This window comes from candidate division TA06 bacterium, from assembly GCA_016235665.1.
Lineage (GTDB): Bacteria > Edwardsbacteria > AC1 > AC1 > EtOH8 > UBA5202.
In genome coordinates this window covers 15,398-27,553 of the sequence record JACRJI010000005.1, presented here as the reverse complement: position 1 = coordinate 27,553, position 12,156 = coordinate 15,398, and the positions used below count along the sequence as shown (strand labels likewise).

Below are 12,156 nucleotides of genomic sequence, written 5' to 3'. Positions count from 1 at the left end.
GCGCATCGCCCATGCCTACCTGTTCTCCGGGGCCCGGGGAGTGGGCAAGACCTCGGCCGCCCGGGTGCTGGCCAAGGCGTTGAACTGCGCCGAAGGCCCCACCGAGACCCCCTGCAACAAGTGTCCCTCCTGCGTGGAGATCACCGGTTCCCGCAGCATCGACGTGCTGGAGATCGACGGCGCCTCCAACCGCGGCATCGACGAGATTCGCGACCTGAGGGAGAACGTCAAATACACCCCCACCCAGGGCAAGTACAAGATCTACATCATAGACGAAGTCCACATGCTGACCAAGGAGGCCTTCAACGCCCTGCTGAAGACGCTGGAGGAGCCCCCGGCCCACGCCATCTTCATTTTCGCCACCACCGAGATCCACAAGGTTCCCATTACCATCCTGTCCCGCTGCCAGCGCTTCGATTTCAGAAAGGTGGAGGTCTCGGTGGTGGTGGATTACGTCAAAAGAATGCTGGAGGGCGAGGAGGTCCAGGCCACGGACGACTGCCTGTACCTGGTGGCCCAGAAATCCGAGGGCTCGATGCGCGACGCCATCAGCCTGCTGGACCAGCTGATCTCCTACGGCGGCCAGAAGCTGACGGCCGAGGACGCCCGGCAGGTACTGGGCCTGGTGGACGAGGCATTGTTCTTCAAGACCGTGGATATGATCCGGAGCAGGGACCAGGCCGGCCTGCTGGAATTAGTGGAGCAGGTGTCCTCCGGCGGTTACGACCTGCAGGAATTTGCCCTGGGCCTTTTGGCCCACTTCCGCAAGCTGATGGTGATAGCGGCCGGCCAGCCCGGCATAGCGCTGTCCGACGTACCGGCTGACGCCCGTGAGAAATACCTGAAACAGGCCGGCGGTATCCAGGGGCGCGACCTGCTGCGGATGGTAAGGATACTGGTGGAGACCGAGACCACCATGAAGCGGAGCAGCCAGTCCCGGCTGGTGCTGGAAGCGGCCTGCTTAAGGCTTTCCGACCTGGACGAGACCGTCAAAATCGAGGAACTGATAAACGGTTTGGGAGGCGATAACGGCCCGGAATCAAACCCCAGACCGGCGCAGAACAGCGGCAGGGATGAGGTAAAACCAACCGGCTTAAAAAGCTCAGCAGTTCCTCCTTCCTTGGTCCGGCAGCCCACGGCTGCGGTCTATGCCGCTCCTCCGGTCAGGGAAGAGCCCAAGGCATCCCCTGTAGCCGTGAACGGAGATTTTGAAAGCCTGTGGAAGGACCTGGTGTCATCCATCAAGAACCGCAATATGCTGTTGGGAACCTGTCTGGAAGCGGCCCGGCCGGTGGGCATCAGCGACGGCCGGCTGGCAGTGATCTACGGCGCCAACTCCAAATTCTTCACCGATTCCCTGGAGAACAAGGTCAACCAGAGCATGCTGGACGAGGAGACCTTCCGCCTTTGGGGCCAGAAGCTGAAGCTGTCCTGCCAAGTGTCCCAGGAACCGGGTCCGGCGGCCGGCGGCCAGCTGGCCCGGGCCAGCCTGAAGGACGAAGTTGACCGGCGCCGGAACCAGGCGCTGGGCTCGGCCAAGATCAAGGGCTTTTTGGACCAGGTTGAAGGCGAAGTGCTTTAAAGGCAACCCTTCGACAAGGGCTTCGGCATGGCTTCGATAAACTCAGCCCAACGGCTCAGCCCGGCGGCTCAGGGTGCCAATGCAAAGTGCAAAGTGCAAATTGAAAACATAAAATATAGGCAGTAATTTTATGGCTAAAGGAATGGGGGATATTTTAAAGCAGGCCCAGATGATGCAGTCCAAGATGGAAAGCATCCAGAAAGAGCTGGGGAACAAGCGGGTAGAGGCTTCGGTCGGTGGCGGCATGGTCAAGGTGACGGCCGACGGCCAGCAGAACATACTGGACATCAGGATCTCTCCGGAGATCGTCAAGCCGGAGGAGGCAGACATGCTGCAGGACCTGATCCTAAGCGGGGTACAGGAGGCCCTCAGGCAGTCGCGGGAGCTGGCGGCCAAAGAGATGTCTGTTCTGACCGGCGGGATGAGCCTGCCGGGGATGTTTTAAAACGAAAATACTACCACAAAGACACTAAGGCACTAAGCCAAATCGTGAATCGTAAGTTGTGAATGGTGATTTGGTATCTTTGTGTCTTGGTGGTGAAAAGATCACTCTATGAACTACGGATCGGAAATACTCAACCGCACAGTGGACGAGCTGATGAAGCTGCCGGGCATCGGGCGGAAGACAGCCCAGCGTCTGGCCTTTTATCTGTTGAAGTCATCGCCGGACGACGCCGAGGCTTTGGCCCACGCCATTATCGAACTAAAGCAGAAGGTGCGGTTCTGCAAACAGTGCTTCAACGCCTCGGAGCAGGATCTCTGCAACCTCTGCCGTGATGCCGGCCGGGACGACTCGATCTTCTGCGTGGTAGAGGAGGTCAACGATCTTTTAGCTTTGGAAAAGACCGCCGACTTCAAGGGCCGTTACCACGTGCTGCAGGGTCACCTGTCGCCGCTGGACGGGATCGGCCCGGACGACCTGAGGGTGCGGGAGCTGATGGAGCGGCTGGAGAAGACCGATGTCAAAGAGATAATCATGGCCACCAATCCCAACGCCGAGGGAGAGGCCACAGCGCTGTATCTGATGAAGCTGATAAAACCGCTGGGCATAAAGATCACCCGCATTGCCCGGGGCCTGCCGGTGGGCAGCGACCTGGAGTTCTCGGACGAAGTGACCCTGAGCCGGGCCCTGGAAGGCCGCCAGGAGATGTAAAATAGGATCAAACTATAAATTTATCATACAAAGAAAAGCTTCAATAGCAGTGTATAAGACTATAGATTGCAAATACTTTAATGGTTATAAGCCATGTCATCCCGGCTGGCTTTGTAAGGAATGTAAAAAGAGGGAGCCTCGCGGTACCAGGATCCTGATAATCAACCTGGACGCCTTGGGCGCAGTGCTGATGACCACGGCCCTGCTGCCGGCCATCAAGCTCAAAGACCCCAGGAGCACCATCCACTGGGTGACTCTGCCTATGGCTGTGCCACTGCTGCAGAACAATCCCCATATCGACAAGATCTGGCCCTACGACTTTGAAACTGTCTCCATCCTCCAGGCCATGAGCTTCGACAAGATCTATTCCATAGACAAAGCCCACCGTTCCGATGCCCTGGCCATGCTGGTCAAGGCCAAGGAAAAATTGGGTTTCGCCATGGACGAGAACGGGGCCATCACCTATTTCAACCCCGAAGCCGAATACGGCTACCGGCTGGGGATCGACGACGAGCTGAAGTTCAAGCAGAACAAGGTCACTGGGATAAAGTTCCTGGCCCGGGCCATGAAACTGGATTACAAAAACGAGGACTACGTCCTCCGCCTGACGGACGAGGAAAAACAGGCGGCCAAAGACTACCGGCTGAAGAACGGGATCAAGGAAACCGGCCTGGTGATAGGGTTCAACACCGGATGCTCCGACCTTTTCCCCAACAAAAAGATGACCATTGAACAGCATGTCCAGCTGATAAAACAATTCCATAAAAAATGGCCCGGGACAAAAATAATGCTGCTGGGTGGCAAGGCCGAAGCCGGGCGCAACGCCGAGATCAAAAAGAAAAGCGGGGCCTACGTCATTAACAGTCCCACGGACGAGGGGATCCGCCGGGGCATGGTCTACATCGAGGCCTGCGACCTGATCATCACCGGGGACACCTCGGCCCTGCACATGGCGGTGGCCCTTAAAAAGTGGGTGGTGGCCTGGTTCGGGCTGTCCTGCGGCACCGAGATCGAGCTCTACGGACGGGGCGAGAAGATATTCTCCAAACTTGCCTGCAGCCCCTGCTGGAAGAAATCCTGCGACCACCTTTCCTGCATCAAGCAGCTGGACCTGGAAGCGATAACCCTGGCGGTCAGGCACGGCTTGGAAAGCCTGTCCAAGGGGCCAAAGAACAAAAAGTGAGCAGAAGGGGCTTTGTGGGATCAAAAGGGTTCAAAAACATACTGGTGGTCCGAAACGACAGGCTAGGGGACCTGGTGCTGGCCCTGCCCGCGGCAGCCGTTCTAAAGCGCCGGTTCCCGGAAGCCAAGGTAACGTACCTGGTCTCAAAAAACACGGCGGCCATGGTCCCGTTCTCTCAGGATATTGATGAAGCTTTGACAGATTCCGGAAAGGGCGTTTTTGAATTAGCTGGAATGTTGCGGGCTTACCGGTTTGACGCTGCAGTTCTTCTGCACCCCACCCTTCGTCTGGCGGCGGCACTTTGGCTGGCCGGGATCCCGGTCAGAGCGGGCACGGCCTACCGGGGGTACAGCCTGCTTTTCAACCGCCGGGTAAAACAGCACCGGAAGCAAAATTCAAAGCATGAACTGGAATACAATCTGGATCTGGTCTATCAGGGTCTGGGATTCGAGCCAACGGCCGGAGAGCGTTATCTGCCGCCGGTTTTGACGGTGCCGGACGATTTAACAGAAAAGCTGGCCAAGGAATACGGCCGGGATTTCACCCTGATTCATCCGGGCTGCAGCGGGTCATCCAAGCCCTGGCCCCTGGCATCATTCGCCAAGCTGGCGGACAGGATCCAGGGCGCAGGCGGCAGGGTCGTCATCAGCCTGGGGCCCCAGGAACTTGGCCTTAAAACATCGTTAAAAAAACATTTGACGGCCGATGTCGGCTGGGCGGAAAACCTGCCGCTGAAAGACCTGGCGGCCCTGATCTCCCTGGCCAAAGTGCTGGTCACCAACAACACCGGGCCCCTGCACGTGGCCGCGGCGGTGAACACCAGGGTCATCGGCCTGTATTGCCCCACCTGTGAAATAAAGCGCTGGGGGCCTTACAGGAAAGGGCACACGGTCATCAGGCCTCCGGCCGGCCCCTGCCGGGAATGTCCCGGCCATAACTGCCCGGAGTATGATTGCATGGAGAAGATCACGGTGGAAGAGGTTCTGACCAAGGTAACCGAGGTGAACAAAAATGGCAACAATTAACAACGATTCAAACATCAATGCATAATGCCAAAATAACCATATACTGTCTTTTGGCCGGGCTGGCCGCGGGTCTGTCCGGGGCATCGCAGGTACCCGCCGAACCTTTCCGGAAGTTCAACCGGGGCGAGAAGATGACCTATACCATAGAATATGCCGGCATCACCGCGGGGTATTCCTACCTGAGGGTTGACAGCGAGTTGACCTACGTGGGCCAGCGCAGCGCCTATCACATCGTCAACGAGACCTGGTCAAACCCGTTCTTCTCCAAATTCTACCAGGTGCACGACCGGTTCGAGGCCTTCACCGACTACGAGCGCCTCTATTCTCTGCGCTACCAGAAGAAGATGCGGGAGGGCGGTTACCGCCACGAGGAGGCGCTGGATTTTGACCAGGAACAGAACAAGGTCACTTACAACACCGGACAGGTGATAGCCACCACGCCCCAGGCCCGGGACATTTTGACCTCGCTGTATTATGCCCGGACCTTTTCCCTGGAATCGGGAAAGTCGCTGTACATCGACAACCATACCGACAAGAACAATTACCCGCTGGAGGTCAAATTACTCCGGAAGGAAAAGGTCAAGACCATCTTCGGCAAGGTGGAATGCCTGGTGGTGGAGCCGGTGCTGCGCTACCCGGGATTGTTCCAGAACAAGGGGCGGCTTCTGGTCTGGCTGACCAACGACAGCCGCCGGATCCCGGTGCTGATGAAAAGCAAGATCCTGGTGGGTTCCATCAACGCGGTGCTTAAGGAATATAACCAGGGAATAGACGGCCCGGACTACCTGGTCACCGAAAAACAATAAAGACGGCAAAGCCATGAAAAACTTCAAGGAAATAGACATCTCCAGGGTCAAAAGCCATTCCATCAGGGACCGCCGGAGCAAGGTGGATCTGGGCCAGCTGGCCCAGGCCATAAAGCCGGGGTCTTCCCTGATGCAGTTCTTTGATGCCCTGCCCAGGACGCTGAAGGTCAATGACCTGTTTTCCCTGGCCCAGGCGGTGCGAAAAGCCCGGAGCCGGGGGCGGCCGGTGATAGTGATGATGGGGGCCCACCCAATAAAATGCGGGCTTTCCCCGGTGCTGATAGATCTGATAGAGCAGGGCTATATAACCCACCTGGCCACCAACGGGGCCGGGGCCATCCACGACTTTGAAATGGCTTTTTGGGGAAAAACCTCCGAGGACGTGGCCGCAGGCCTGGAAGACGGCAGTTTTGGCATGGCCAAAGAGACCGCCGACGGCATCAACGGGGTCGTCAAGGCCGCCAGCCTCTGCCGGATCGGCTACGGCCAGGCGCTGGGACAGTACCTGAACGGGGTAAAAGCCAAATACCAGAAGTTCAGCCTACTGGCGGCCTGCAGCCGGAATGAAATACCAGCCACGGTCCACGTGGCGGTGGGCACCGACATCATCAACCAGCATTCCAGCTACGACGGGGCCGCCGCCGGGGACTGCAGCGCCCGGGATTTTCGGATACTGGCCCAGTCGGTCGCCAAACTTTTCGGTGGAGTGGTGATCAACCTCGGCTCCAGCGTGATAATGCCGGAAGTTTTCCTAAAAGCCCTGACCGTGGCCCGCAACCTGGGGCACCAGGCCAGGGATTTCACCGCCGCCAACTTTGACATGATCCAGCACTACCGGCCCAACCTCAACGTGGTCAGCCGCCCGACCCAGTCCGGCGGCCGGGGATACAGTTTTACCGGGCATCACGAGATAATGCTGCCTTTGCTGGCGGCCTTGATAAAACAGCAGGATAAAAATAAAAAATGAAAATAAGATACAACCCAAGGAGGCTTGAAATGCTGAGGCCTTTGATCCTGATCGTTCTTATGGCTCTGGCCCCGGACTGGGCCCATTCCCAAAAGCTGAAGACTGTTGTTCCCGAAAAACCGGTGCTGTTGTTCCCGATAAAACAGGCCGGCAAGTGGGGGTATATAGACAATGCCGGGAAGCTGGCAGTGGCCCTGCAGTTCGATTCGGCCGGGTGCTTCAGCGAGGGGCTGGCGGCGGTGCGGCTGGGCGACAAATACGGGTTCATCGATCCCGCCGGCAAGTATGTGATAGATCCCCTGCTGCTTTATGCCGACGCCTTCAGCGAGGGGCTGGCGGCGGTGGGGGTGGTGGGCAAGGACGGATCCGGAAGCTACTGCTACATCAACAAGGCCGGGAAGATAGTGATCAGTTTCAAAAAGTTGAAGCCGGAAGACATCGGCGGGGTCTATCGCTTCAGCCAGGGCCTGGCCCGGGTGAACATTCAGGACAAATACCGGTTCATCGACAAGACCGGAAAGTTCATCGGGATCCAGAAATTCGACTGGGCCGGCGATTATTCGGACGGACTGGCCCCGGTCAAGATCAAGCAGGCGGGGTATGTGGTGGAAAAGCTCTCCTGCGGCTATATCAACAAGACCGGCAAGATGGTCATCAAACCCCAGTTCGACGACGGCGGTCCTTTCGTGGACGGCCTGGCCCGGGTGAAAACCGGAGGCAAATACGGCTATATCAATAAGATCGGGAAAATGGTGATCAACCCTGCGTTTGATGACGCCCAGGACTTCAGCCAGGAGATGGCCGGGGTAAAGATCGAGGACAAGTGGGGCTTTATAAGCAAGGGCGGCCAGCAGGCGATAGAACCGCAGTTTTTGGAGGTCCGGCCGTTTTCCGAGGACCTGGCCGGGATCAAGTCCGGGGAGGTGTGGGGTTATGCCGATAAGACGGGGAAGATCGTCATCGACACTCAGTTCGACGATGTATTCAAATTTGCCAACGGCCTGGGGATGATCAAGAACGACGGCGATTACGGATACATCAACAAAACCGGGGAATCCATCTGGGAACCGGCGGAATAGATAGCCCCCGCGATGAAATTAAAAAAACCGCTCAGCTGTCTGCCGAGCGGTTTTTTAATCTTTTGGATCAACCCCGGGTGATCCTTTTTACCATCACTACCCCGGCCTGCCAGCCACCGGCAAAATTCTGGCTGATCTTGTCGCCGAACAGGTTCAGCAGGGTACCTACCGAATGGGACCTTTCCTCCCTAAGTTTCAAGGCCAGGGGCAGGGTAAATATCCTGGCCAGCGAGGAGAAGGCAAAGAGCAGGTGGAAGTTGATCAGGGTATGCCCCAGCAGCACGAATTTGAAATTATGCAGGGCATTGGCCAGCCAACCCCCGGCCAAGGATGCCAGGAACACGGCGAACCCGGTGGCCACGGTATAGATGGAAAGGTAGGAGGTCCGGTTCTGCTCGGGCGCGGTCAGCAGCAGCAGGTTGAAGCCGGCTAGGGTGAAACCAGGCCAAAAGAACCCGGTCAGAAAGGCATCCACCCAGATGGGCAGATAAAATGAAGGGGTGGCGAACAGCCAGAACAGCGGCAGCAGGAAGATACCGACTAGGTTGAAGATCAGCACCGGTCGGTTCCCCAGCTTGTCAACTATTTTCCCCCACAAGGGCTGGGTGGAAAGGTTAAGTATCCCGGCGACGATGGAATAGAGGGCGATCACCGAGTATGGCATTTTCAGGTTTTTGATCATGTGGGCCCCGAAGAATGGTCCGGCCACGGCGGTGGACAACGACCAGAAGATGAAGAAGGTCAGCAGTCTTTTGAAATTGGGATCGGCGAAGGGCAGTTTTACGATCTCGTAGATGGAGAGGGACTTCTCCCCCTTCAACGGCGGCTCCCACTGGCGGTTCAGGATCAGCCCGGCGATCACGGCAAACAAGGCGGCCAGCCCGAAGATCAAGGCAAATCCCTGGTCCTGCAGCCCGGCCGCTTTCATCCGGTCAAAGCCCCAGCCGGCCCCGTAATTGGTGAGCATGGTCACCGCCCCCAGGATGGCGCTGCGTTTGCCAAAATAGACGCCCCGCTTTTCCGGGGGCACCAGGTCGGTCATCCAGGAAAGCCAGGCGGTGTTGGCGGCGCTGAGGATGGTGTTCCCCAGAAACATCACGGCAAAGAACAGGGCCAGCTTAAAGCCAGGCATCATCTTGATAAAGGGCAAGACGCAGAGCAAAGCCCACAATGACCGCCCGGCGGTGGCCCCCCAGACGGTCAACTTTTTGCGGCTGCCCAGGCGTCCTAGGATCTGGGCGCTGACAACCGAGCCCACGGTGGACAGGGCGTTAAGGGCCGCCAGCAGTCCCAGTTGGAAATCGTTGGCCCCCAGCATCAGGGCGTATCCGGTGACCAGGGCTCCCAGACTGACGGTGATGTGGACCGTGGCAAAACTGCCTTCGATGATGGATATTTTCAGGCTGCGATCCGGCTCGACGCTTCCGGCAGCTGGAGTATGAATGCTTTTTTGAGTCATAGGGCAGTAAGCATATACTATTTCGCCATAAAATGCAAGACTTGAGATATGCCTTGAATTTTTAAGCGTTTAGGAATATAATCAAAGGGTGTTTCCCCCGTCCTGAAAATAACAGGGCGGTTTATTTTAAAATGCCAATCTAACTTGCTCAGGAAAAGTAGAGATAAAATAACGGGGCTATCAAAAACGTAGATTTAACCCGATTATGTTCTTTTTCTTTTTTGTGCCGCCAACTAAGAAAATGAACCAAAAAGAAAAAAGCTCGTCGCTTAAAACTCTCCGGGCCACGCTTACGCCCCGCCTACGCAACTGCTTCGGCGGGCAAGCAAGGCTTCAGCGGACACGCGCTGCGCTTCTCATTGCTGACGGGCTTGTCTGAACTCGGGCTTTGGCCAAGCCCTCAAACATGCAGACAAGCTTTTTCCGCCATCAACTGCGATGCTCGCTGATCGTTTTAACGCGACAACCGGGGTTGATACGTATTGTTCACCGTGTGTCCAGAGCTGATTGGATAATCATTTTTTAAGATCTATCATGAACGCAGTAAAAATAAACATAAACGGTATCGTCCAGGGGGTGGGCTTCCGACCCTTCATCTATCGGCTGGCCAAAAAGCACGGCCTGGCCGGCTGGGTGCTTAATTCAAGCCAGGGGGTGGAGATCCATGTCCAGGGCAGAACAGAAGGTCTCGAACTTTTCTTGTCACAGGTCAAAAGCGAACTGCCGTCCCAGGCCACGATCGATGCCATGGCCGTTTTCCCGGCCCAGCCCGGCGATCACAAGGGTTTTGTCATCAGGGAGAGCTTGAACAGCGGCGGAGTTACACGGATCTCCCCCGACATCGCCCTGTGTTCCGACTGTCTAAGTGAGATGCTGGATGAGAAGGACCGGCGTTACCTGTATCCTTTCATAAACTGCACCAATTGCGGGCCCCGGTTCTCCATCATCCAAAACACCCCGTATGACCGGCCGCTGACCTCCATGTCGGGATTCACCATGTGCACCGATTGCCAAAGGGAATACGATGATCCGGAGAACCGCAGATTCCACGCCCAGCCCAACGCCTGCCCAGCCTGCGGCCCCAGGGTCTGGCTCTGCGGACGGGACGGCAAGGCAAAGGCCGAAAGGTCAGAGGCGATTACCAAGGCCGCAGAATTCCTTTTGGCGGGTGAGATCCTGGCTGTCAAGGGCATCGGGGGATTTCACCTGGCCTGTGATGCCGGCAATGATGCTGCGGTCTTGAAGCTTCGCGACAGGAAGCACCGCCCGGACAAGCCGCTGGCCCTGATGGGCGGGTCGCTGGAGGATGTCAGGAGCGTCTGCCGGGTAAGCGGATCGGAAGAGAGAGTGCTGGGATCAAGCCAGGCGCCGATAGTGCTGCTGCAAAAAATAAATATAAAAAATAATAAATCAAAAATCTCCGGTCATGTGGCCCCAGGGAACAATTATCTGGGAGTGATGCTGCCCTATGCGCCGGTGCATCACCTTTTATTCAGGGAACTGAAAAAAATAAATTCCGAACTCAAGGTCCTGGTGATGACCTCGGGCAATGTTCAGGACGAGCCGGTGGCAGCCGGCAACCGGGAGGCTTTGAACAGGCTGGCGGGCCTGGCCGATCATTTTTTGCTGAACGACCGGGATATTGAGAACCGCAATGACGACTCGATAGTCTTTTTAACTGATACACTAAATAAAATATCAAATATAAAAAACGGGAATGACCAAGAGCCGAAGAGAAATGACTTCAAACCTTTGATCCAGATAGTCCGCCACTCCCGGGGCTATGCACCTAACCCGATAATCCTTCCGGTTTCGGTGCCTCCGACCCTGGCGGTGGGAGGGGAGATGAAAAATGTCTTTTGTTTAGCCACGGGCAACAAGGCCTATCTAAGCCAATACATAGGCGAGATGGACAACCTGGCCACCCTGGAATTATTCAAAGAGATGGTTGAGAAATACCTAAAGTGGTTCCGGATAAAACCTGAGGTCATCGTCCACGACCTGCACCCTGACTATCTTACCACCAGATGGGCCAAGGAGCATACTGGCCTAAAGCTGCACGCCGTCCAGCATCACAAAGCCCATATTCTGAGCACCCTGGCGGACAACGGAAATCTCCAGCCATGCATCGGAGTGGCCTTCGATGGCACCGGCTACGGCGAAGACGGCAATATCTGGGGCGGGGAGTTCTTCCTGTTTGACGGCAAAACGATGGACCGGGCCGGGCACCTGGAATACCTGCCCCTGCCGGGAGGCGAAACCTCCATCAAAAAGCCCTACCGGATAGCTGCCGCCTACTGCAAATATCTTTTGAACGAACTCCCGGCGTCGGTATTCCCCAGGGAATACCAGCCCGAGCTGGAACTGATCTCCAAACAACTGGACAGCAAATTCAACCTGGCCTGGACCTCCAGCCTGGGCCGCCTGTTCGACGCGGTCAGCGCTTTGCTGGGGGTATGTCCCTTCATCACCTTTGAGGCACAGGCGGCCATCGCGCTGGAGAATTGCGTTGATCCCGGTACTTTAGGCAGTTACGATCATCAGATAACTCAATCAGACGGGCAATCAATAGTCCTGTTAAAAGAGATGTGGCGGCAGTTGACGGATGACGCTAAAAACGGCGTGTCACCAGGCGTTTGTTCGGCCAAATTACACAATACAATCGTTGACTTTACCCTGGCAATGTGCGATAATTTAAAGCTACGATCAGGGATAAAAACCGTGGCACTTTCCGGGGGTGTGTTCCAAAATCGATACCTTTTAACTCTCATACATCAAGAGCTTATCCGGAAAAAATTTCAAGTCCTAATACATAGACAAGTGCCTTCTAATGATGGTGGCATTGCTTTGGGACAAGTCCTTTCGTCTCTGCTCAAATGACCATTTCCAATTAACCATTTAT

Annotated in this window: 10 protein-coding genes; 9 read left to right on the top strand and 1 reads right to left on the bottom strand. The window is 56.2% G+C overall.

Translation table 11 applies throughout. The features are described 5' to 3' along the window. The 8 genes from dnaX to HZA73_02260 form a co-directional block, all read left to right on the top strand. The coding region (gene dnaX, locus HZA73_02295; GenBank protein ID MBI5804857.1) for a DNA polymerase III subunit gamma/tau at window positions 1–1,582 on the top strand (1,582 nt) is incomplete at its 5' end. Window positions 1,583–1,712: 130 nt separating this feature from the next. Then, the gene (locus HZA73_02290; GenBank protein MBI5804856.1) at window positions 1,713–2,027 is read left to right on the top strand and encodes a YbaB/EbfC family nucleoid-associated protein; all 315 of its coding nucleotides are present in this window, start codon (window positions 1,713–1,715) and stop codon (window positions 2,025–2,027) included. Between the two features lie 108 nt (window positions 2,028–2,135). After that, the gene (gene recR / locus HZA73_02285; GenBank protein ID MBI5804855.1) at window positions 2,136–2,735 is read left to right on the top strand and encodes a recombination protein RecR; all 600 of its coding nucleotides are present in this window, start codon (window positions 2,136–2,138) and stop codon (window positions 2,733–2,735) included. A 49-nt stretch (window positions 2,736–2,784) separates the two neighbouring features. After that, the gene (locus HZA73_02280) at window positions 2,785–3,918 is read left to right on the top strand and encodes a glycosyltransferase family 9 protein (protein ID MBI5804854.1); all 1,134 of its coding nucleotides are present in this window, start codon (window positions 2,785–2,787) and stop codon (window positions 3,916–3,918) included. Beyond that, the gene (locus tag HZA73_02275; protein ID MBI5804853.1) at window positions 3,915–4,943 is read left to right on the top strand and encodes a glycosyltransferase family 9 protein; all 1,029 of its coding nucleotides are present in this window, start codon (window positions 3,915–3,917) and stop codon (window positions 4,941–4,943) included. Before HZA73_02280 ends, HZA73_02275 begins: the two co-directional genes overlap by 4 nt. A 17-nt stretch (window positions 4,944–4,960) precedes the next feature. Then, on the top strand, window positions 4,961–5,749 hold the full coding sequence (locus HZA73_02270; GenBank protein MBI5804852.1) for a DUF3108 domain-containing protein: 789 nt from the start codon (window positions 4,961–4,963) through the stop codon (window positions 5,747–5,749). Window positions 5,750–5,762: 13 nt separating this feature from the next. Further along, window positions 5,763–6,716, top strand: a complete 954-nt coding sequence (locus HZA73_02265; protein ID MBI5804851.1) for a hypothetical protein — start codon at window positions 5,763–5,765, stop codon at window positions 6,714–6,716. Further along, window positions 6,713–7,795 (top strand): WG repeat-containing protein, encoded by a 1,083-nt coding sequence (locus tag HZA73_02260; protein ID MBI5804850.1) that lies wholly within the window; start codon window positions 6,713–6,715, stop codon window positions 7,793–7,795. The genes HZA73_02265 and HZA73_02260 overlap by 4 nt, the downstream gene beginning before the upstream one ends. A gap of 67 nt (window positions 7,796–7,862) precedes the next feature. Here the strand turns inward: HZA73_02260 and HZA73_02255 are convergent, their stop codons facing one another. Further along, the gene (locus HZA73_02255) at window positions 7,863–9,254 is read right to left on the bottom strand and encodes an MFS transporter (protein MBI5804849.1); all 1,392 of its coding nucleotides are present in this window, start codon (window positions 9,252–9,254) and stop codon (window positions 7,863–7,865) included. 534 nt (window positions 9,255–9,788) lie between these two features. On the opposite strand from HZA73_02255, the gene hypF reads away from it, so the two are divergent. Further along, complete coding sequence (gene hypF / locus HZA73_02250) at window positions 9,789–12,134, top strand: carbamoyltransferase HypF (protein MBI5804848.1); 2,346 nt, start codon at window positions 9,789–9,791, stop codon at window positions 12,132–12,134. Window positions 12,135–12,156: the final 22 nt, after the last annotated feature.